Annotated in this window: 20 protein-coding genes and 4 tRNA genes; 16 read left to right on the top strand and 8 right to left on the bottom strand. The window is 24.8% G+C overall.

Annotated features, from left to right (window positions below; genetic code table 11):
- Positions 1-29 precede the first annotated feature (29 nt).
- From ilvC to AB4W50_RS02120, 7 genes are all read left to right on the top strand, one after another.
- A complete protein-coding gene (ilvC, locus tag AB4W50_RS02150; RefSeq protein WP_367677123.1) occupies positions 30-1,502 on the top strand; it encodes a ketol-acid reductoisomerase in 1,473 nt (490 codons plus the stop codon).
- 8 nt (positions 1,503-1,510) lie between these two features.
- Positions 1,511-3,454, top strand: coding sequence for a UvrD-helicase domain-containing protein (locus tag AB4W50_RS02145; RefSeq protein ID WP_367677122.1), 1,944 nt, complete (start codon positions 1,511-1,513; stop codon positions 3,452-3,454).
- 62 nt (positions 3,455-3,516) lie between these two features.
- The gene (gene trxA, locus AB4W50_RS02140) at positions 3,517-3,852 is read left to right on the top strand and encodes a thioredoxin (protein WP_367677121.1); all 336 of its coding nucleotides are present in this window, start codon (positions 3,517-3,519) and stop codon (positions 3,850-3,852) included.
- Positions 3,853-4,043: 191 nt separating this feature from the next.
- Positions 4,044-5,303, top strand: coding sequence for a transcription termination factor Rho (rho, locus tag AB4W50_RS02135; RefSeq protein ID WP_367677120.1), 1,260 nt, complete (start codon positions 4,044-4,046; stop codon positions 5,301-5,303).
- A 121-nt stretch (positions 5,304-5,424) separates the two neighbouring features.
- Positions 5,425-5,498: transfer RNA gene (locus AB4W50_RS02130), tRNA-Arg, on the top strand.
- A 90-nt stretch (positions 5,499-5,588) separates the two neighbouring features.
- A tRNA-His gene (locus tag AB4W50_RS02125) sits at positions 5,589-5,664 on the top strand.
- Positions 5,665-5,708: 44 nt separating this feature from the next.
- Positions 5,709-5,782: transfer RNA gene (locus tag AB4W50_RS02120), tRNA-Pro, on the top strand.
- A gap of 23 nt (positions 5,783-5,805) precedes the next feature.
- Here AB4W50_RS02120 and cyaY read toward each other — a convergent pair.
- Positions 5,806-6,141 (bottom strand): iron donor protein CyaY, encoded by a 336-nt coding sequence (gene cyaY / locus AB4W50_RS02115; RefSeq protein ID WP_367677119.1) that lies wholly within the window; start codon positions 6,139-6,141, stop codon positions 5,806-5,808.
- 95 nt (positions 6,142-6,236) lie between these two features.
- Here cyaY and dapF point away from each other — a divergent pair, with 95 nt between their 5' ends.
- Complete coding sequence (dapF, locus tag AB4W50_RS02110; RefSeq protein WP_367677118.1) at positions 6,237-7,097, top strand: diaminopimelate epimerase; 861 nt, start codon at positions 6,237-6,239, stop codon at positions 7,095-7,097.
- Between the two features lie 106 nt (positions 7,098-7,203).
- On the top strand, positions 7,204-8,448 hold the full coding sequence (locus AB4W50_RS02105; RefSeq protein ID WP_367677117.1) for an MFS transporter: 1,245 nt from the start codon (positions 7,204-7,206) through the stop codon (positions 8,446-8,448).
- A 131-nt stretch (positions 8,449-8,579) separates the two neighbouring features.
- Here the strand turns inward: AB4W50_RS02105 and AB4W50_RS02100 are convergent, their stop codons facing one another.
- A complete protein-coding gene (locus tag AB4W50_RS02100) occupies positions 8,580-9,314 on the bottom strand; it encodes a class I SAM-dependent methyltransferase (RefSeq protein ID WP_367677116.1) in 735 nt (244 codons plus the stop codon).
- A 181-nt stretch (positions 9,315-9,495) separates the two neighbouring features.
- Here AB4W50_RS02100 and AB4W50_RS02095 point away from each other — a divergent pair, with 181 nt between their 5' ends.
- Positions 9,496-10,791, top strand: a complete 1,296-nt coding sequence (locus tag AB4W50_RS02095) for a hypothetical protein (protein WP_367677115.1) — start codon at positions 9,496-9,498, stop codon at positions 10,789-10,791.
- A 127-nt stretch (positions 10,792-10,918) separates the two neighbouring features.
- On the top strand, positions 10,919-11,881 hold the full coding sequence (gene epmA, locus AB4W50_RS02090) for an elongation factor P--(R)-beta-lysine ligase (RefSeq protein ID WP_367677114.1): 963 nt from the start codon (positions 10,919-10,921) through the stop codon (positions 11,879-11,881).
- Between the two features lie 39 nt (positions 11,882-11,920).
- Here epmA and AB4W50_RS02085 read toward each other — a convergent pair whose 3' ends face one another.
- From AB4W50_RS02085 to hslV, 3 genes are read right to left on the bottom strand one after another with little or no spacing between them, the layout of a single operon-like run.
- Positions 11,921-12,670 carry an FAD-binding oxidoreductase gene (locus AB4W50_RS02085; protein WP_367677113.1) on the bottom strand — a complete coding sequence of 250 codons (750 nt, stop codon included), beginning with the start codon at positions 12,668-12,670 and terminating at the stop codon, positions 11,921-11,923.
- A gap of 37 nt (positions 12,671-12,707) precedes the next feature.
- A complete protein-coding gene (gene hslU / locus AB4W50_RS02080) occupies positions 12,708-14,036 on the bottom strand; it encodes an ATP-dependent protease ATPase subunit HslU (RefSeq protein ID WP_367677112.1) in 1,329 nt (442 codons plus the stop codon).
- Positions 14,037-14,049: 13 nt separating this feature from the next.
- Entirely contained in the window at positions 14,050-14,580 is a 531-nt protein-coding gene (gene hslV / locus AB4W50_RS02075) for an ATP-dependent protease subunit HslV (protein ID WP_367677111.1), read from the bottom strand.
- A 193-nt stretch (positions 14,581-14,773) separates the two neighbouring features.
- Here hslV and rpmE point away from each other — a divergent pair, with 193 nt between their 5' ends.
- On the top strand, positions 14,774-14,974 hold the full coding sequence (rpmE, locus tag AB4W50_RS02070) for a 50S ribosomal protein L31 (protein ID WP_367677110.1): 201 nt from the start codon (positions 14,774-14,776) through the stop codon (positions 14,972-14,974).
- A gap of 64 nt (positions 14,975-15,038) precedes the next feature.
- Here the strand turns inward: rpmE and AB4W50_RS02065 are convergent.
- The 3 genes from AB4W50_RS02065 to AB4W50_RS02055 all read right to left on the bottom strand — a co-directional run bounded on the left by AB4W50_RS02065 (position 15,039) and on the right by AB4W50_RS02055 (position 16,288).
- Positions 15,039-15,111, bottom strand: a tRNA-Gly gene (locus AB4W50_RS02065).
- Between the two features lie 63 nt (positions 15,112-15,174).
- Positions 15,175-15,738 carry an oligoribonuclease gene (orn, locus tag AB4W50_RS02060; protein ID WP_367677109.1) on the bottom strand — a complete coding sequence of 188 codons (564 nt, stop codon included), beginning with the start codon at positions 15,736-15,738 and terminating at the stop codon, positions 15,175-15,177.
- Between the two features lie 100 nt (positions 15,739-15,838).
- The gene (locus tag AB4W50_RS02055; RefSeq protein WP_367677108.1) at positions 15,839-16,288 is read right to left on the bottom strand and encodes an Hsp20 family protein; all 450 of its coding nucleotides are present in this window, start codon (positions 16,286-16,288) and stop codon (positions 15,839-15,841) included.
- 167 nt (positions 16,289-16,455) lie between these two features.
- Between AB4W50_RS02055 and pgi the strand changes: the two genes are divergently transcribed.
- The 4 genes from pgi to AB4W50_RS02035 all read left to right on the top strand — a co-directional run bounded on the left by pgi (position 16,456) and on the right by AB4W50_RS02035 (position 21,443).
- On the top strand, positions 16,456-18,099 hold the full coding sequence (gene pgi, locus AB4W50_RS02050) for a glucose-6-phosphate isomerase (RefSeq protein ID WP_367677315.1): 1,644 nt from the start codon (positions 16,456-16,458) through the stop codon (positions 18,097-18,099).
- A gap of 48 nt (positions 18,100-18,147) precedes the next feature.
- Positions 18,148-19,050, top strand: coding sequence for a tRNA (adenosine(37)-N6)-dimethylallyltransferase MiaA (gene miaA, locus AB4W50_RS02045; RefSeq protein WP_367677107.1), 903 nt, complete (start codon positions 18,148-18,150; stop codon positions 19,048-19,050).
- A 241-nt stretch (positions 19,051-19,291) separates the two neighbouring features.
- Positions 19,292-20,857: an anthranilate synthase component 1 gene (locus AB4W50_RS02040; protein WP_367677106.1), complete on the top strand. Its 1,566-nt coding sequence runs from the start codon at positions 19,292-19,294 to the stop codon at positions 20,855-20,857.
- Positions 20,850-21,443, top strand: a complete 594-nt coding sequence (locus AB4W50_RS02035) for an aminodeoxychorismate/anthranilate synthase component II (RefSeq protein WP_367677105.1) — start codon at positions 20,850-20,852, stop codon at positions 21,441-21,443. The genes AB4W50_RS02040 and AB4W50_RS02035 overlap by 8 nt, the downstream gene beginning before the upstream one ends.
- The last annotated feature ends 67 nt before the right edge of the window (positions 21,444-21,510 follow it).

Below are 21,510 nucleotides of genomic sequence, written 5' to 3'. Positions count from 1 at the left end.
TTTTTTTTATATAGGAATACATAAATAACATGAATAATTATTTTAATACATTGAATTTTCGTAACCAAATAATACAATTACAACAGTGTTCTTTTTTAGATAAGAAAAATTTTATAAATGTGATTGATATTTTAAAGGATAAAAAGATAGTGATTATTGGTTGTGGTGCTCAAGGATTAAATCAAGGTTTAAATATGCGTGATTCAGGTTTAAATATTTCTTATGCATTAAAAAATGAAAGTATTTTAACTAAAAATCAATCTTGGAAAAATGCAATTAATCATAATTTTCCCGTTGGAAATTATGAAACATTGATACCAGAAGCAGATTTAGTAATTAATTTAACACCTGATAAACAACATTCAATTGTTATTGAAAATATACAATCATTGATGAAAAAAAATTCTGTTTTAGGTTATTCACATGGTTTTAATATAGTTGAGGTTGGGGAAATAATTCGAAAAGATATTACTGTAATTATGGTAGCTCCAAAATGTCCAGGAACTGAAGTACGTGAAGAATATAAACGAGGATTTGGTGTACCAGCTTTGATTGCAGTACATACTGAAAATGATTTTTTACAACAAGGTTTAGAAATTGCAAAAGCTTGGTCGTTTTCTATTGGTAGTCATAGAGCAGGAGTTTTAAAATCATCTTTTATAGCTGAAGTCAAATCAGATCTGATGGGGGAACAAACGATATTATGTGGGTTATTACAATCCAGTTCAATTGCGATTTATGATTATCTAATTACTAATGGTTATAAATCAGATTATGCAGTTAAGTTATTACAGCATGGTTGGGAAATTCTTACTGAATCTCTTAAACATGGCGGTATTACTTTAATGTTGAATAGGTTGTCTAATTCTGCTAAATTTAGAGCATGTGAGTTATCAAATAATTTAAAACAAATGTTAAAATCATTATTTGAAAAACATATGGATGATATTATTTCTGGTAATTTTTCTCGTAATATGATTCTAGATTGGAAGAATAAAGATAAAAACTTGTTAACATGGCGTGATGAAATTAAAAATACTGCATTTGAGCAAGCAGAAGTTTCAAAGGCAAAAATTACAGAAGATCAATATTTCCAACATGGTACATTAATGGTGGCTATATTGAAAGCAGGAGTGGAATTAGCGTTTGAAACAATGGTATCGTCTGGTATTAAAGCAGAGTCTGCATATTATGAATCTTTACATGAATTACCTTTAATTGCAAATACAATTGCTAGAAAACGTTTTTATGAAATGAATTTAGTAATATCTGATACAGCAGAATATGGTAGTTATTTATTTACAAAAAGAGCTATACCTATTTTGAGTAATTTTATTCGTAATATACGTCAAGATGATATTGGTATATCTTATCCAAATGCTGTGATTAGTAATATAAAATTACAAACTCTAAACCAAAAAATTTATAATCATGATATTGAAAAAATTGGAAGAAAATTAAGAAGTTATATGAAAAATATGAAAAGTATTGTAAATAATTAAATTATTATATGTTGCTAAATAAACAGCAAATACAAGCAATTAATACAATACAAGGTCCTTGCTTAGTATTAGCAGGGGCAGGTTCAGGTAAAACTTCTGTTATAGTTAATAAAATTATTGAATTAATTAGTAAATATGGATATAATACCAGTGAAATTTTTGCAGTTACTTTTACAAATAAAGCTGCTCAAGAAATGAAATTAAGAATTTGTCAAGTTTTAAAAAAAACGAGACATATTGAGAATAATTTACATATTTATACATTTCATGCATTAGGTATGAAAATTATTTCGCAATCATTACCTTTATTGGGGTATAAAAAAAATTATACCTTATTTGATTCATTAGATCAAATACGATTAATAAAAAGTATTGTTGATCATAATATACAATATGATCATAATTTTTTAAAGAAAATTATTTCATATATTTCTTTTCAAAAAAATAAAATTATTACTCCAGAAGAAGCAAAAAGACGTGCTGTTTCACAAGAAGAAAAGATATTTTCTATATATTATCAAAAGTATAATCAATTTTTAAAAAAATATAATGTTTTTGATTTTGACGATTTAATTTATATAGCAGTTTCTTTATTAAAGAAGTATAATTATATTCAACGAAAATGGCAAAATGATATTAAATATTTGTTGGTAGATGAATATCAAGATACTAATTTTAGTCAATATCAATTAATTCAATTATTAACAGGAGATTTATCTAATTTTACAGTAGTAGGAGATGATGATCAATCCATTTATGCTTGGCGTGGAGCAAATATTGATAATATCTTGTTATTAAAAACTGATTATCCTAATTTAAAAGTAATTAAGATGGAGCATAATTATCGATCATCTAAAAGAATTTTACGTGTTGCTAATATATTGATATCTAATAACGTACATGTTTTTCAAAAAAAATTATTTTCTAATTTAGAATACGGTGTTAAAATTAAGGTTTTAAAATTAAAAAATGAATATCAAGAAGCAAAAACAATCGTTAATGAAATATTATTACATAAATTACAACATGGTATGAATTATTATGATTATGCAATTTTATATCGTACTAATCAACAGGCTAAAGTTTTTGAACAGCATTTATTTTACAAACAAATACCGTATTTTATTCATGGTAATAATTCATTTTTTAATCGTTCTGAAATTAAAAATTTAATATCATATTTAAAATTTGTCATTAATCAAGATGATAACATTTCTTTTTTAAGAATTATTAATTTACCCCCACGTAAAATTGGTGTACACACGGTAAATAAAATTATTCAATATGCAAATTGTCATAAGAAAAGTTATTTTTATACTATACAAGATAATAATTTTAAAAAGATCTTACCTATACGTGTAAGTCATCAATTAGATAATTTTATCACTTGGATTAAAAGTATAATTACATTTTCGAAGATACAACCAAAAAAAATATTATATAAAATTATTGATGATATTAAGTATAAAAAATGGTTAGTAAAACGTATTATAAATAATAATCAACAGTGTATAAAAAATGTTACAATATTATTAGATTGGATTAGTTCTTTATTTAAAAAATATTGTGAAAGATATGTTGCATTAGATTTATATGAAATATTAATAAAAATAGTGAATCAATTTTCGATGCGAGAAATTAATATATATTCTGATCCAAATCAAAAATATGATGCTATACAATTACTGACAATGCATGCATCAAAAGGTTTGGAATTTCCAGTTGTATTTATAGTAGGTTTTGAAGAAGGTATTATTCCTTCATATCAACAAATTAATATAAATGATATTTCTGAGGAACGTCGATTAATATACGTAGCGATTACGCGAGCTAAATCAGAGTTAACATTAAGTTTTTGCCAACAAAGGTTTTTATATAACAAAATTATAGATATTCAACCCAGTCGTTTTTTATTTGAGTTACCTCAAAATGATTTAATTTGGAAAATATAATATAATATATTGTAATGGTATTTGTATATATTTTTTGTAATCATATATTTAAGGAAAATATAATGAATAGTTTAATTATTACTTTAACAAATGATAATTTTCGTGCAGTTACTCGTAATATAGATAAACCTGTTATTATTGATTTTTGGGCAGATTGGTGTGGTCCTTGTAAAATTTTTGTTCCGATTTTAGAAGAAATAGCGAAAAAATATCAAAATTCATTAATTGTAGCAAAAGTTAATGTCGATTCTTGTAAAGAAATTACATTAAAATATTCTATACAAAGTATACCGACATTATTATTATTTAAAGAAAAAAAATTAATTGCAAGAAATTCAGGAGTTATTTCTAAAACTGAAATTGAAAAATTATTAAATTTACATTTTAATATTCAATAATATGCAAATTTTGGTTGTCGATTTTACTCCAAAACCGCTAGATATTTTTTTAATATCGTGTTATTATTATAGTGTAAAAGCTTTTTAATATTTTAATATAGCATAATTTTATATCCCTCCTCCCCTCCTCTAAAGATAACTCCCAGTATTTCTATAGTTATATATTAGTTCTTTATTAAGAAACGATATTTATGAATCTTACTACACTGAAAAATATGTTAGTTTCTGAATTAATTATTCTTGGTAATAAGATCGGACTAGAAAATTTAGCTCGAATGCGAAAACAAGATATTATTTTTACTATTCTAAAACAACATGCAAAAGGTGGTGAAAATATCTTTGGAGATGGAGTTTTAGAAATATTGCAAGATGGATTTGGTTTTTTACGTTCTTCAGATAGTTCATATTTAGCTGGTCCCGACGATATATATATATCACCAAGTCAAATCCGTAGATTTAATTTACGAACAGGCGATACTATTGCTGGTAAGATTAGACCACCAAAAGAAGGTGAAAGGTATTTTGCTTTATTAAAAGTTAATAAAGTGAATTATGAAAAACCAGAAAATGCACGTACTAAAATTTTATTTGAAAATTTAACGCCATTACATGCTAATTCACGACTCAGAATGGAAAGAGGTAATGGATCTACTGAAGATTTAACGACGCGTGTTTTAGATTTAGCGGCTCCTATTGGTAGGGGACAAAGAGGGTTAATTGTAGCTCCACCAAAAGCTGGAAAAACCATGTTATTGCAAAATATTGCTCAGAGTATTGCACAAAATCATTCCGACTGTGTTTTAATAGTCTTATTAATTGATGAACGACCTGAAGAAGTAACAGAAATGCAACGATTAGTAAAAGGTGAAGTTATAGCTTCAACGTTTGATGAACCAGCTCTGCGACATATTCAAGTGGCAGAGATGGTTATTGAAAAAGCTAAGCGTTTAGTGGAACATAAAAAAGATGTTGTTGTTTTATTAGATTCTGTTACCAGGTTAGCTAGAGCTTATAATACAGTTGTACCTGCTTCAGGAAAAGTATTAACAGGTGGCGTAGATGCTAATGCTTTACACCGACCAAAACGTTTTTTTGGAGCTGCAAGAAATGTAGAAGAAGGGGGTAGCCTAACAATTATTGCTACGTCATTGATTGATACAGGATCTAAAATGGACGAAGTAATTTATGAAGAATTTAAAGGTACAGGTAATATGGAATTATTATTATCCCGAAAGATTGCAGAAAAGCGTGTTTTTCCAGCAATTGATTATAATCGTTCGGGAACTAGAAAAGAAGAATTATTAACTTCGTCTGAAGAATTAAAAAAAATGTGGATTTTGAGAAAAATCATTCACCCGATGAATGAAATTGACGCAATGGATTTTTTAATTAATAAATTATCTATGACAAAGACGAATTATGAATTTTTTAATATGATGCAACGTATATAAAAATCAATACTAAATAATTATAACATGTAATATAATGTATTATAACATAAAATATATTTTTGAATCTATACTTAGTTAATTTATTATATTTATATCCTAAAAATAAAATTATATTTTTAAAGCGCTCGTAGCTCAGTTGGATAGAGCGCTACCCTCCGAAGGTAGAGGTCTCAGGTTCAAATCCTGTCGAGCGCAAATCTTATATTAATTTTTAAAAATATTTACTTAAAATTAAGAATATGTTATAATTTTAAGTAGTATATAATATTTATACTATAATGTACGGTGACTATAGCTCAGTTGGTAGAGTCCTGGATTGTGGTTCCAGATGTCATGGGTTCGAGCCCCATTAGTCACCCCATATATTCATTTTTTTTTTGAAATTTTTACATATATTCATTAATTCGGCGAATAGCGCAGCTTGGTAGCGCAACTGGTTTGGGACCAGTAGGTCAGGGGTTCAAATCCTCTTTCGCCGATTCAAATTTTATGTTATGATATTTTAAATTTTAAGTTTAATTCCTCCTTGTAAATAAAATGATTCTTTTAAAATATCCCAAAAGTTAATTTTATTACGATTACAAATCCAATTATTATTTTTATAAGAAAAATGATACCCATTCTTTTTTGTTGCCAACCATATTTGTTTTAAAAATTCTTGTTTACTAATAATAATTTTACTTTTTTTAGAAAATGATATTGTCATAATTTGATGATTAATTTCATAATCTAAATCATTTTCATAACTTAAATGATCTAAATAATTTTCAATTTTTGTTAAAATTATATTATATAGATTATGAAATTCAGATTGTTTAAGATTCATAAATTTATCCAATAATATTTTGAATTATTTTAGTATTTGCATTTGAAAATATAACTAGTAAATACTATCAGACTTTTATTGATTCATTTATATTCATATTACTTATTATGTTAAATAAAAATAAAATATTATATTTTTCAAAAATGCATGGTTTAGGTAACGATTTTGTCATTTTAGATAGAATTAATCAAGAATTTTATTTATCAAGTAAAATAGTACAAAAAATATCTGATCGAAATACTGGTATTGGGTTTGATCAATTATTAATAGTTGAAAGTGCAAAAAATATTAATTATGATTTTTATTATCGAATTTTTAATGCTAATGGTTCTGAGGTAGCACAGTGTGGTAATGGTGCTAGATGTTTTTCATATTTTATATATCTGAAAAATATGACGAAAAAACGAAATATTATAGTAAAGACAAAAAATAGTCATATTTCAATTCAATTTATTAATAAAAAAAATATTATTGTCAACATGGGTAAGCCAAAATTTAATGAATTAAATATTCCAGAGTTTGTATTAAAAAATTTTAGTTTAAAAACAATTAGCATACATGATTATACAATAACATATGGTACAATTTTTATTGGAAATCCACATTGTGTTATTATTGTAAATAACATTAATCAATATCCAATATTAAATATTGGAAAATTATTAAATAATCATCCTTTATTTCCAGAAGGTGTTAATGTTAATTATATACAAGTTATATCCGCAGATCAGATTATTTTACGTGTGTATGAACGAGGTGTAGGTGAAACACAAGCATGTGGTAGCGGTGCATGTGCTTCAGTTATATTTGGTATTATACAGGGAATTTTAAAAAAAAAAGTGCTTGTTACTCTACCTGGCGGTAATTTAGAAATTTCTTGGAATGGATTTGGACATGATGTTTATATGACTGGCCCTGCCGAACATGTATATGATGGTTATATTAATAAAAAACTTTTTCAATTTTAATAAATTGATTTTTTTGTAATGATTGATATAACAATTCAAAAGGTTATTTTTATATGATATATTAAATTAAATATAATATTTCTACTAAAAATATAAGGAGGGAATCTTGTCTGATTTCAATAAAAAATATGATAAACAACATGTAATTACTAATTTTCCATGCGATCGTAAAGAATATATCGGACGTGAAACTATAAAATTTAAAAAAGTAATCATTGCCTTATTTTCAGCTGGATTAGCTACTTTTTCAATTTTATATTGTGTACAACCAATTTTACCTACTTTTTCAAGTGAATTTCATTTAACACCCGCACAGAGTAGTTTATCATTGTCTGCGGCTACAGCATCTATGGCGATTGGTATGTTATTTACTGGTTCTTTATCAGATACATTCGGTCGTAAAATTATTATGAGTATATCATTATTATTAGCTACCTCACTAACTATTTTGTGTTCTGCAATGCATACGTGGATTGAAGTTATTATCTTAAGGATGTTAACTGGATTAACATTAAGTGGTGTGGCTGCTGTTGCTATGACTTATTTAAGCGAGGAAATACATCCTAATGTATTGCCTTTTGCAATAGGACTATATATTAGTGGTAATACTATTGGTGGTTTTTCTGGTAGGTTTTTAAGTAGTGTATTAGTAAATTATTTTTCTTGGGAAAAATCGCTTTTTATTATTGGTTTAGTATCATTAACTGGATCTATATTATTTTTAATCTTATTACCTAATTCTAAGAATTTTATTAGCATTTCTTTGAAACCGAATAAAATTATGCGTAGTTTTTTTATACAATGTAATGATAATGTATTATCGACTTTATTTTTTATTGGTTTTATTTTGATGGGTAGTTTTGTTACTTTGTTTAATTATGTTGGTTATCGATTAATGATTAAACCATTTTTTTTAAATCAAATTGTTATAGGATTATTATCTGTTGTATATTTAACGGGAGCATATAGTTCTCCTAAAGCTAGTGAATTTATTGTGCAGTATGGTAGAAGAAATGTATTAATTTGGTCCTTATTAATTATGGTTTTTGGTATTATTATTACACAATGGAATATTTTAATTTTTATTATTTTAGGATTAATGATGTTTTCTAGTGGTTTTTTTTCTGCTCATTCTGTTTCAAGCAGTTGGATAGGTTATCGTTCTAAAATAGCAAAAGGTCAAGCATCTTCATTATATTTATGTTGTTATTATTTAGGTTCAAGTATACTTGGTACATTTGGAGGTGTTTTTTGGTCTTTTGGTAATTGGTTTGGGATTTCTATATTTATTATTACCATGCTATTAATCGGTGCAAAAACTGTACATCGTATTGATATTAATACAGAATAATAAATAAGTATATATAAATTATTTTATTTAATGTACATGATTATAGATTAAATATAATTTTAAAAAAATAATTTTATCATTATATATTTATATCATATAATAATTATTTTTAATATATTTTCAGGTTTTATTTATTTTACGTAAATATCAAAACGATGTTTTTTTGTTTTAATAATATGATGCGGTTTAATATTTGCAAGGTGATATGATTGTTTAGGTCGTTTTACAACAACACGTTTTATAGCAAATGATATGCATTTTGATAGTAATAAATCAGAATCTGTATCATAACCAACTATATCTTGAATTGTTCGTATTGTTTTTTTAGATAGTGCTTTTTTTTTTATTTTTGGGAACATAGGGTCTAAATAAATAACATCAGGTTGTTTTATATTAAATTTGTTAATATTAAAACTTGTATTATAAATTAAATGCATACGTTGTTTTATTAAATTTTTAATATTATTATCTTTATAACTTCTTTTTAATCCATCATATAGTAAAATTGATATAATTGGATTACGTTCGACCATAGTGACATGACATCCATGTGAAAAAAATATAAATGCATCTTTTCCTAATCCAGTAGTAGCATCTAAAATATTTGGAAAAATATTTTTTTTTATTCCAATAGCTTGTATCATTTTTATTTTTTTATCATATTCATATAGTTTCATTTTTTTATAATTAAATTCCACCCATATATTGTTTTTACATATTATAGAGTGGTTTTTTAACTCAATTCGATTTTTGTTAATAATCAAAGAAAATTTTGATTTACAGTCATGTTTAATATTCCAAGTATTTTGAATAAATGATAATTTTTTTTTGTTTGTATGATTAATAATATTTATTTTATATGTCATATATAGTTAATATAAATAAATTTTAAGTATATTAAGTATATTAAAATATAATTTATATATTTATCATGTAATTTTTTTGTTGCAATATTTTTTAAATAATATATATAATATTAGTTGATAGTCTTTAATTCCATCAACTAACAATTTCGATCTATTCGAGTAAAGGGAGAATTCTAACAATATGACAACTATTTTCCCTATTCGAGATAACAGAATATTAATACAAGCAAATAAAGTAATACATCATACTGATCCAAAAATAAAAAATATTAGTTATAATAAAACGCATGTTTTAAAGAATGTGAATAATAAAACTAGATCTATGATGACGTTTAAACAACCAGATGACGTAATGCATTTGCATACCGTGAAAGCATTTATTATGAATTCTATTGCTAATATTAAGTATTTTATTTTTGCAAAGGGAATCATTTCTCAAAAAATAGCGGATATTACCTTCAATAAAATCAAACATAATATTTTATTGTCTATACCAACATTAAACTCAAGTGAAGATAATCATAGCAAAGATTGTAAGTCTTGTATTTTTAGTTTTGTAAAAGATTGTGCAAATGCTATGCCTAACATGAATAATATTTTTGAAAACATTGTATTAAATCCGGTTGATATTATAAAATCTAATTTAGATGGTTCAAGATTTATTAATACTATTAATAAATCAGCTGAAGTCGTTAAAAATATTTTGTTATTTCATCATAATATAAAGGAATTTTTTCAAAAAAAAGTATATGATGATGTAATAACATTTGAACGACAAAAATCTACTCATAATAAATCAGATTTTTTTGAAAAAATGAAAAAAAATTTTAGTTTAGTAAATTTATTAACTATGCCTAACATAGATAGTATCTTTTATAGACTTAAATCAAATGGTATTAAATCACGTCATTATCAAAAACATGTTTCAAAATCTAATCTTGTATTTTTTGAAAATAAAATGAAAAATATTGATTGGATTTCATTAGATGTAATTAATAAACTTAGTAGTACAGATTTTTTAAGTCAAAAAATTTTTCATGAAGCAAAGAAAATACAAGATAAATTATTAGATATTAAATTACCAAAAAAAAATAGTATAATAATAGATAATGCACATTTTGCTTTTGGATTACATTATCATACTTTAAATTGTTTAAAATTAGCTATTCCAAATACATATTTAAGAAATTTAGTTTTATCCTGTTTTCAACAGGACTTAACAAGTCAACCATGTTTACATGTTTTTTATAATACTGCAGAAATAGATAAATTTATTCCTGAACAATCTTCTATACTGTATACAATAGATACATTAAAAGATAATCAAATTAAGTTAACAGTAACATATTTAGGCCGTTTAATTAAGATTACAGATGAAGTAACGGATAAAAATTATACAAATTTCGGTGCTCGTACTTCTATTATTTTATCAGAAGATGCATTACCTAAAATTAAATATTTTAATTTTATTAAATAATGTTATAGAAATTATATTATTTGTATTCAATATACATTATTATTATTGCAATTAATATTGAGCCCATAAATATATGGGCTTAAAATAATTTTTATTAAAAAAACAGGTTTATTTTTTGAGAATATTAATGTTTAAAAAATGTAATTTTATTTTATCAAGACGGGCAAGTATTATATCTAGTATTCGCAATTTTTTTTTAAAAAAAAATATTTTAGAAGTAGAAACACCAATTATGACACAATATACAGTGACAGATTATCATTTAGTACCGTTTAAAATCGTATATAATAGAAATAATTTTCATGATATTGATATAAATAATTGGTTAATTACTAGTCCAGAATATCATATGAAAAGATTATTATCTTATGATATTGGTTCTATTTATCAAATTTGTCGTGTTTTTCGTAATGAAGAAGTTGGTAATTTACATAATTGTGAATTTTCTATGTTGGAATGGTATCAACCATATTATAATATGTTTGATATGATGGAAAGTATTGAATCGTTGTTGCAATTAATTTTTGATTTTCAGGCTTGTGAACGTATTTCATACAAAGATATTTTTATGGAAGTATTATCTATTAATCCACTGAATATTAGTATGAAAGAAGCATATAGTGTGTTAAAAAAAATTAATCATGAACATTTAATAAAAAAAAAAAATACTGTTATTGATTTATTAAATTTAATATTTTTAATTGTTATTCAACCAAATTTAGGTTTAAAAAATCCAATATTTGTATATCATTATCCTGAAAATCAAGCCATGCTTGCTAGAATTAATAAGTTTGATTTACGTATTTCTGATCGATTTGAATTATTTTTTAAAGGTATAGAATTAGGTAATGGATTTTGTGAATTGGTTAATTCTGTAGAACAAAAAAAACGATTTGATCTAGAAAATATGTATAGAGAAAGAGAAAAAATTCCAAAAATAGAAATTGATATGCGTTTTTTAACTGCATTAGATAATAAATATATGCCTTATTGTTCAGGTGTTGCGTTAGGAATAGATAGAATAATTATGATTATATGTAATATTAATAAAATCAATGAAGTACTAACGTTTTCTATGCAGGATTGTTAATATGCGATTATATTAATAAATATTTTAATAAAAATATCATTACCAATAATTTTCACTGCTAATGTGTCCTGATATTCTACGTAAATGTTTTTTTAAGTTACGTTTTTTTATTAGTATAGATTGTGTATCTTTTACCATATTTGGGTTACCGCATAACATAATATGCGATGTCTTTGGACAGATTTCATAACCCACGGTTTTCTCTAGTATGTGTTGGTTTATTAATGCAGGAATTCGACCAGTTAATGAGTTTGTATGTTGTTCTTGACTAGTAATTGTTTGTATCAATAATTTATTATTATATTTTTTTTGTAGGTTTTTTATTAATGGTAGGTATACTAATTCATGTGCATATTTTACAGCGTATATTAGGATAATTTTTTTAAATTTTTCTAATCCAGATCCCTCTTGTAAAATTGAACAGAATGGACCTATAGCTGTTCCAGTTGCCATCATCCAGAGTGTGTTACATGTTGGAATTTCTTTAATTGTAAAGAAACCTGATGCTGTTTTAGAAATTAATATTTCTTCGCCTGTGGTTAAATGATATAATTGGTTTGACATAACTCCATTAGGTATGAGTGTTATAAAAAATTCTAAGTTTTTATCATATGGAGCATTCACGTATGAATATACTCTTTTGATATATTTATTCTCAGGGGTTTTTATTGCAAGTTTTGCAAATTGTCCAGCATAAAATTCTTGTATTGGTGCATTTAAAATTATTGAAAATAACCTTTCTGTCCATTTTTTTACTTTTATTACTTTAGCATTGATCCATTGAGTCATATCAGAACCTTTTTTAATACTGGTCTTTATTTATATTTTATAATATAAATCGATTTAAGTCTTCGTTAAATATTAATTGATCTAAATGTTTACTGACATATTCAGCATTTATTATAATAACTTGATCTTTAGTTTCATTTGCCATGAATGAAATATCTTCCATTAACCTTTCTAATACAGTATATAATCGTCTTGCACCTATATTTTCCATAACTGTATTTACTTTCCATGACGCTTCTGCAATTTTATATATTCCATCTTTTGTAAATTTAATATTTACACCTTCTGTTTTCATTAATGCAATATATTGTGTAATTAGTGCTGTTTTTGGTTCAGTTAATATTTTTTCAAAATCTTGAATATTTAATGAATGTAAATTTACTCGAATAGGTAATCTACCTTGTAATTCTGGTATTAAATCTGATGGGCTTGATACTTGAAATGCTCCGGATGTAATAAATAGAATATGATCTGTTTTTATTGTGCCATATTTTGTTGATACTGTACATCCTTCAATTAATGGTAATAAATCTCTTTGTACACCTTCTCGTGATACATCAAGACCTGTTGTACCTCTTTTTTTACAAATTTTATCTAGTTCGTCAATAAAAACTATACCATTCTGTTCGACTGATGTAATAGCTTCGTTTTTTATTTCTTCTAGATTTAATAATTTTGCTGCTTCTTCTTCACATAATAATTTCATAGCATCTTTAATTTTTACTTTTTTTTTTGTTTTTTTTCTATTGTTAAGATTTTTAAATAACGATTGTAATTGACTTGTTAATTCTTCCATACCTGGTGGTGCCATAATTTCAACACCCATAGGGTTATTAGTGATATTGATTTCAATTTCTTTATTATCTAGTTCTCCTGATTTAAGTTTTTTATGGAACATTTGAATAGTTGTTGTTGGTTTTGTAGTTGTATTATTTTCTTTGTTTTCTTGAAATGTTGGTACAAGAATATCTAATATTTTTTTTTCTGCTATTTTTTTTGCTTGGTATTTATTTTGTTTATTTTTTTTAATTTTTATTATTTTAATTGCTGTTTCAATTAAATCACGAATTATTGAATCAACTTCTTTTCCAACATATCCTACTTCTGTAAATTTTGTTGCTTCAACTTTAATAAACGGAGCATGAGCTAATTTTGCTAATCTACGAGCAATTTCAGTTTTTCCTACACCGGTTGGTCCTATCATAAGAATATTTTTTGGAGTAATTTCATTTTGTAAGTTATGTGGTAATTGCATTCTTCTCCAACGATTTCTTAACGCTACTGCTACTGCTCTTTTTGCTTTTTTTTGTCCAACAATAAATTTATCAAGTTCTTTGACAATTTTTTGAGGAGTGATAGTTGGCATAAGAATAATCCTTTTATTTTTCTGAATGTAATTCTTTAATAGTAAATATATGATTTGTATATATACAAATATCTGCTGCAATGTTTAATGCTTTTTTAACAATACTTCGTGCTTCTAGTTGAGAATTTTTTAATAATGCATAAGCAGCTGCTTGAGCATATGCTCCCCCGGAACCAATAGCAATGATATCATGTTCTGGTTGTATGACATCTCCATTTCCTGTAATAATTAATGATGTATTTTTATCAGCAACAGCTAATATTGCCTCTAATTTTCTGAGTATACGATCACTACGCCAATCTTTAGCAAGTTCTATTGCTGATTTTTTTAATTGTCCTTGATACATTTCCAGTTTTTTTTCAAAAAGTTCAAATAAAGTAAATGAATCTGCTGTACCTCCTGCAAATCCTGAAATAACTTTATTGTTATAAAGAGATCTTACTTTATTAACATTACTTTTCATGATAGTATTACCTAAGGTGGCTTGACCGTCTCCACCAATTACTACTTTATTATTTAGTCTAATACTTAATATTGTGGTCATAAATAGATCTCTTTTTTTTATATAAGATGAAAAAAATTGAATATTTTTTGCGTTTTTTAATTATAAATATTATCTAATTTATAATTAGTAAATATTATATATTTTAAATTATAACTGTTTGTTGTGCTTATAATTATAATTCTATTATTTAACATATTACTGCTTTTATAGTAGTTGTATAGTAAGAGGAAATATGAAAAAAAATATTCATCCTAAATATGAAGAAACTATGGTTACTTGCTCTTGTGGTAATACTATTAATATATTTTCTACTTTAAATATAAGTACTTTACATATTGACATATGTTCGCAATGTCATCCATTTTATACTGGAAAACAAAGAAATGTGTCTCATGGAGGTCGTATTGAACGTTTTAATAAGAGATTTTTTTAATTAATAGTATTATTGTATACATTTCATTTTTTCTGTATTTACATATTTTTTAATGAAATTATTTAGCGGGAAACGAGGTTCGAACTCGCGACCTCAACCTTGGCAAGGTTGCGCTCTACCAACTGAGCTATTCCCGCAGATTTCATTTTTTTGCGCTTACTATTATAGTATATAACATAATTTAAATAAACTGCAAGTATTTAAGTTGTTTTTTTAATTATATTTTTTTTTATAAAAACTTTTTTATAAAAAATAAGTTCGTCAATAGAATTGTATATATCAAATAATGCCATATGTTTACTATGTTTTTTAAATTTTTTCATCAGATTTGGATGCCATCGTTTCAATAATTCTTGTATTGTACTAACATCAATATGGCGGTAATGAAAATATGATTCTAAAGTTGGCATATATTTAATTAAGAAACGCCTGTCTTGACTAACTGTATTACCACACATAGGTGATTTTTTATTTGGTACCCATTGTTTTATAAAATTGAGTATTTCTTGTTCAGCTTGCTTTTCATTACATTTACTATTTTTAATTTTATGAATTAGATTATTTTTGTTATGTATTTTTTTGTTCCATGTATTCATTAATGATAAAGTATAGTTATTCTGTTTTATTGGGATACATGGACCAACTGCAAGTATCTCAATATTTGAATTTGTAATTACTGTGCTAATTTCTATGATTCGATGTTTTTCTGGATTTAATCCAGTCATTTCTAGATCAATCCATATTAAATTATTATTATTTATCATTGTTATTATAATATATGTATTATTCGTCTTATAATTTTTTTTTTGATATAATAACAATGATATCAGAAATAATAATATTTTTTATTTTTTATACATTATTTTATATTTTTTGTATATGAATTCTTTTTATCTTTTGTGATTCTGGAACTTCGTATTCAAATTTTATTTTTAATAATCCTGTTTCCAAAGTAGCTTGATTTATTTTAATTGGATGTTGTAAATTAAATTGAATATCAAAGTTATTATTTTTAATTCCTTTATGTATATATTGTATATTTTTGTTTTGTTGGTTTTCTTTTTTTTGTTTGGTTCCAGATATTTTAAGTTGATTATTTTCAATAGATATATTTAATTCATTTTCTAAATATCCTGGAACAGTAAGTACAAATAGGTATTTTCTATCATTACATTTAATAATATCATAATCAGGAATATTAGATAATGGTTTTTCTCCTGTTAAAGTACTAAAAATTTTATCAATTTGATTAAATCTATTAGAAAATAAACTATTTGATAATATTGGAGTAAAAGAGATAGAATTATATGGCATAATTATTTACCTTATTGTTAATGTTATATTTAATAAAAATATTTTTTAAATTCTGTATTTAATAATTTTATATTTTACTTTATTTGATAATATAAGGTTTATTAATTTTTTTTTCAAGTTTCAATTTTATATAAAAAATTTATTACATAAAAAAGGATTGTTGTATGATGAAAAATATTACTCCTATTGAAACCCTTGCTTGGAAAAATTTGAAAAATCATTTTCAAGATATTAAGAATGTACATTTAACTGATTTATTTAATACAGACCAGGATCGTTTTAAACATCTTTCATTTTCATTTAAGGATAAATTATTAGTTGATATCTCAAAAAATAGAATAACTTATAAAACAGTACGGTTGTTATTAAATTTAGCTCATGATATGCATTTACATGAAGCAATTCAAAAAATGTTTTCTGGTATAAGTATTAATATTACTGAGAATCGTCCAGTTTTACATACTGCTTTACGAAATAAATTGAATAATCAAATTATATTAAACGGGTTTGATATTATGCCGGAAATTAATTTTGTTTTAGATAAAATTAAAATTTTTTCAGATCAAATAATTTCTGGTAAGTGGAAAGGATATTCAGGAAAAAGAATTACTAATGTTGTAAATATTGGTATTGGTGGTTCTGATTTAGGACCAAAAATGGTAACAGATGCTTTACAAGCATATAAAAATCATTTAAATATGTTTTTTATTTCTAATATTGATAGTACAGAATTATTTCAGTTATTACAAAAAATTGATTTTGAAACTACAATATTTTTAATTTCATCTAAAACTTTTACTACACAAGAAACTATGATAAATGCTAAAACTATTAAAACATATTTTTTAAAAAAGGCAGATAATATTGAGCATATGGATCAGCATTTTTTTGCGGTTACTACAGCAGTTAGAAAAGCAGAAAATTTTGGTATTTCAAAAAATAATATTTTTCGATTATGGGATTGGGTTGGTGGACGTTATTCTATATGGTCTGCAATGGGATTATCAATAGCGTTATCAATTGGATTTACAAATTTTGATCAGTTATTAACTGGTGCATATGATATGGATGTTCATTTTAAACAAACTGATTTTAATAAAAATATTCCTGTTTTACTTGCTTTAATAGGTATTTGGTATAATAATTTTTTTAATACTGAAACAGAAGCGATTTTACCATATGATCAATATTTACATCGTTTTCCAGAATATATTCAACAAAGTAATATGGAATCTAATGGGAAAAATATTGATCAGAATGGTAATAGAGTATGTTGGCAAACTGGTCCGATTATTTGGGGTGCGGTAGGAACAAATGGTCAACATTCATTTTATCAATTAATGCATCAGGGTACAAAGTTAATTCCTTGTGATTTTATTGCTCCTATATTATCTCATAATCCTATATATAATCACCATACAGTATTATTATCGAATTTTTTTGCTCAAACGCATGCATTAGCTTTTGGTAATTTTTTTCATAAAAAAAATAGTAATCTTTCATGTATACATGGTATAAAAGATCAATATATTGAAAAATTTAAATTTTTTGAGGGTAATCGTCCAAGTAACACGCTTTTATTTAAAAAAATAGATCCTTATTCATTAGGTTTATTAATTACATTATATGAACATAAAATATTTACTCAAGGTGTGATATTTAATATATTTAGTTTTGACCAATGGGGTGTAGAACTTGGTAAACAGATATCACAGAGTATTTATAGTGATTTTATTCATGATAAATGTAGCTTACATTATGATGTTTCAACACAGGGTTTAATTAATTACTATAATAAATATACTAAATAATTTTTATATATGATTAATTATTTTAATAATAAATTTGTTATTTTTTTAATGGGTCCAACCGCATCTGGTAAATCAAGATTAGCAATGCATTTACGTAAATATCTTCCGGTAGAATTGATTAGTGTTGATTCAGCTTTAATTTATAAAACTATGGATATTGGTACCGCTAAACCTAGTAGTATAGAATTGTTAAAACATCCACATCGATTAATTAATTTAGTGGATCCGAGCGATTTATATTCTGTATTTGATTTTCGTCGTGATGTTATTCAGGCTATTGAAGAAATTTTATATATGAATAAGATTCCATTATTAGTTGGTGGTACTATGTTATATTATTATATTTTACTACATGGTATATCAATACTGCCAACAGCAAATATAGAATTACGTAATAGACTTTTATATTATCATCAGATTAGTGGTAAAACTTTTTTGCATCAATATTTATCTTGTGTAGATCGTGAATCTGCTAATATTATTCACCCGAATGATATTCATCGAATTGTGCGAGCTTTAGAAGTATATTTATTAACTGGTAATAAAATGAGTGTATTAAAAAAAACAGTATCTAATTCTTTTCCGTATAAAGTAATACAATTTGCTCTTATTCCAGAAAAAAAATTTTTATATCATCAAATTACCATACGTTTTTATCATATGTTACATCAAGGTTTTGAATATGAAGTACGGAAGTTATTTTATCGAAGTGATTTAAATATCAAATCACCTGCAATACAATGTATTGGTTATCGTCACATGTGGTTATATTTTTTAAATAATATTAGTTATAATGATATGATTTATAGATCAATTATTTCAACACGGCAATTTGCAAAAAAACAAATGACGTGGTTAAAAAATTGGAATAATTTACATATTTTATCTGATAATAATATAAATATATTAACATCTAAAGTATTAAATTGGATATATTTATATTATTGTTAAATTTTAATATATATTAACATAATATGATACTTTTGTTTAATAAGTATAAATATTGTATAAAAATAATTTATTTTTTAGTATATTATTTTTATTTTAAATATTTTTATATTACATGATACTATCATTACATAGTATGATTTTTGTTATATACATAAAATGTTATATATTAAGGAAATTAATATGTAGTATTTATACATAATATAAAAATAAAAATGATTTATTATCAAATTGATATACAAAAATGAATCAGAGAAATAAAAAAAATAATTTTCAAAATATTACAATGGATGTTCCTTATAGAAGTGATCCAGCAGCAACTTTTTATGAAATTTGTGGTAATAAAAAATCAACTTTATTGTTAGAATCTGCAGAAATAAATAAAAAATATCAATTAAGAAGTATGATGATTATTAATGCAGCAATACGTATTACTGCATATAATCAAGTTGTCATTCTTGATGCTTTAACAAAAAATGGTCAAACTATATTACATGAAATTTGTAAAATTATTCCTAAAATAGTAAAAATTAATTTTTGTAACAATCAGTTAAAGCTTATTTTTCCATATAATACATCTGATTTAGATGAAGATATGAAATTACGTGCATTATCCATATTTGATATTTTTAGATGGATTATTGCATCTATCAAATCAGATCCTAAAGATCTTGATTCAATTTTTTTTGGTGGATTGTTTTCATATGATTTAGTTAACATACTGGAAACGTTACCTAATGTAAGTAGTACTCAAAAATGTCCAGATTTTTGTTTTTATTTGTCAGAAATATTATTAATTACGGATCATTTAAATAAAAAAAGTACCATTCAAGGTAATGTATTTTATCAGGATATTCATGAAAAGCAACGGATTACTAAAGAATTATTTAATATTCGTGCCCGTTTGAAAAACAATCCTATTAGTATACCTATACATAAAATTCCTAAATCAAATATTGAAATAAATTTTAGTGATATAGAATATCAAAAAATTGTTAATAAAATGAAAGTATATATACGAAAAGGTGAAATATTTCAAGTAGTTCCATCCAGAAAATTTTCTTTATTATGCCCATATCCTTTATCAGCATATCATGTTTTGAAATTAAATAATCCTAGTCCGTATATGTTTTTTATGCAGGATCAAGATTTTACATTATTTGGTGCATCTCCTGAAAGTTCATTGAAATATAATCCAATTAATCGTAAAATTGAAATTTATCCTATTGCTGGAACTAGATCAAGGGGTTTAGATAATTTTGGGAATTTTGATCTTGATTTTGATAGTAGAATTGAGTTAGAAATGCGTACTAACCATAAAGAATTGTCGGAACACCTAATGTTAGTTGATTTAGCAAGAAATGATTTGGCTAAAATATGTGTACCAGGTACTAGATATGTTGCTCAATTAACTAAAGTTGATCGATATTCGCATGTAATGCATTTAGTTTCAAAGGTTGTTGGTATTTTAAAAAGTGATTTAGATGCATTACATGCATATTCTGCTTGCATGAATATGGGTACATTAACTGGAGCACCAAAAATTCGTGCTATGCAATTAATTTATGAAGTAGAAAAAAATAAACGAGGAAGTTACGGTGGAGCTATTGGTTATTTTACAGCATCAGGTATTTTGGATACATGTATTATAATTAGATCTGCTTATGTAGAAAATAACATTGCTACAATACAAGCTGGAGCAGGTATAGTTTTAGATTCTATTCCAATTGATGAGGCTAATGAAAGTCGTAATAAAGCACAAGTTGTATTAAATTCAATTATTCAGTCAAATTATGAAAAGGATGTATGATAGAATGTCTAAAGATATTCTTTTAGTGGATAATTTTGATTCTTTTACGTATAACATTGTTGATCAGTTAAGGGTAAACGGAAATAACGTTATTATTTACCGTAATACAGTATCATTGCATATTATTTTATCAGCTTTATCTAGATTAAATAAACCTATTGTTTTATTATCGCCTGGACCAGGGAAACCTAAAAATTCTGGTTGTATATTAAAATTACTACAGGAAATAATAGGAAAAATTCCAATTATTGGTATTTGTTTAGGACATCAAGCTATTGTAGAATGTTATGGAGGTATTGTGGAGTATTCAGGTACTATTGTACATGGTAAAACATCTTATATATATCATGACCAAAAGGATATGTTTACTGATTTACCGAATCCATTTTTAGTAGCAAGGTATCATTCTTTGGTTTGTAAAAATATTCCAAAAAATTTAGTTATTAATGCTTTTTTTAATGATATGGTTATGGCGGTACGGAGTAATCAAGATAAAGTATGTGGTTTTCAATTTCATCCGGAATCTATTTTAACAACATACGGTTCCCAATTATTAAATAATACGTTGCATTGGATAGCAAGTTAATTATTTTATATTAAGTATAATTTATACAATTTTTTTATTTTTATTATAAATATATTGATAAGTGAAA

Source organism: Buchnera aphidicola (Takecallis arundicolens), assembly GCF_964058945.1.
Classification (GTDB): domain Bacteria; phylum Pseudomonadota; class Gammaproteobacteria; order Enterobacterales; family Enterobacteriaceae; genus Buchnera_L; species Buchnera_L aphidicola_AH.
The sequence above is the reverse complement of the archived record's forward strand: the minus strand, read 5'-3'. Positions and strand labels throughout refer to the sequence as shown.

What these genes read in the sequence shown, in the direction of transcription:
- AB4W50_RS02100 (WP_367677116.1), bottom strand. Translation starts at nt 9,314, where the DNA reads ATGACATATAAAATAAATATTATTAATCATACAAACAAAAAAAAATTA.
- orn (WP_367677109.1), bottom strand. Translation starts at nt 15,738, where the DNA reads ATGATAAATAATAATAATTTAATATGGATTGATCTAGAAATGACTGGA.
- rho (WP_367677120.1), top strand. Translation starts at nt 4,044, where the DNA reads ATGAATCTTACTACACTGAAAAATATGTTAGTTTCTGAATTAATTATT.
- hslU (WP_367677112.1), bottom strand. Translation starts at nt 14,036, where the DNA reads ATGCCAACTATCACTCCTCAAAAAATTGTCAAAGAACTTGATAAATTT.
- rpmE (WP_367677110.1), top strand. Translation starts at nt 14,774, where the DNA reads ATGAAAAAAAATATTCATCCTAAATATGAAGAAACTATGGTTACTTGC.
- dapF (WP_367677118.1), top strand. Translation starts at nt 6,237, where the DNA reads ATGTTAAATAAAAATAAAATATTATATTTTTCAAAAATGCATGGTTTA.
- trxA (WP_367677121.1), top strand. Translation starts at nt 3,517, where the DNA reads ATGAATAGTTTAATTATTACTTTAACAAATGATAATTTTCGTGCAGTT.
- pgi (WP_367677315.1), top strand. Translation starts at nt 16,456, where the DNA reads ATGAAAAATATTACTCCTATTGAAACCCTTGCTTGGAAAAATTTGAAA.
- miaA (WP_367677107.1), top strand. Translation starts at nt 18,148, where the DNA reads ATGGGTCCAACCGCATCTGGTAAATCAAGATTAGCAATGCATTTACGT.
- epmA (WP_367677114.1), top strand. Translation starts at nt 10,919, where the DNA reads ATGTTTAAAAAATGTAATTTTATTTTATCAAGACGGGCAAGTATTATA.
- AB4W50_RS02055 (WP_367677108.1), bottom strand. Translation starts at nt 16,288, where the DNA reads ATGCCATATAATTCTATCTCTTTTACTCCAATATTATCAAATAGTTTA.
- AB4W50_RS02035 (WP_367677105.1), top strand. Translation starts at nt 20,850, where the DNA reads ATGTATGATAGAATGTCTAAAGATATTCTTTTAGTGGATAATTTTGAT.
- hslV (WP_367677111.1), bottom strand. Translation starts at nt 14,580, where the DNA reads ATGACCACAATATTAAGTATTAGACTAAATAATAAAGTAGTAATTGGT.
- ilvC (WP_367677123.1), top strand. Translation starts at nt 30, where the DNA reads ATGAATAATTATTTTAATACATTGAATTTTCGTAACCAAATAATACAA.
- AB4W50_RS02145 (WP_367677122.1), top strand. Translation starts at nt 1,511, where the DNA reads ATGTTGCTAAATAAACAGCAAATACAAGCAATTAATACAATACAAGGT.
- AB4W50_RS02040 (WP_367677106.1), top strand. Translation starts at nt 19,292, where the DNA reads ATGAATCAGAGAAATAAAAAAAATAATTTTCAAAATATTACAATGGAT.
- AB4W50_RS02095 (WP_367677115.1), top strand. Translation starts at nt 9,496, where the DNA reads ATGACAACTATTTTCCCTATTCGAGATAACAGAATATTAATACAAGCA.
- AB4W50_RS02085 (WP_367677113.1), bottom strand. Translation starts at nt 12,670, where the DNA reads ATGACTCAATGGATCAATGCTAAAGTAATAAAAGTAAAAAAATGGACA.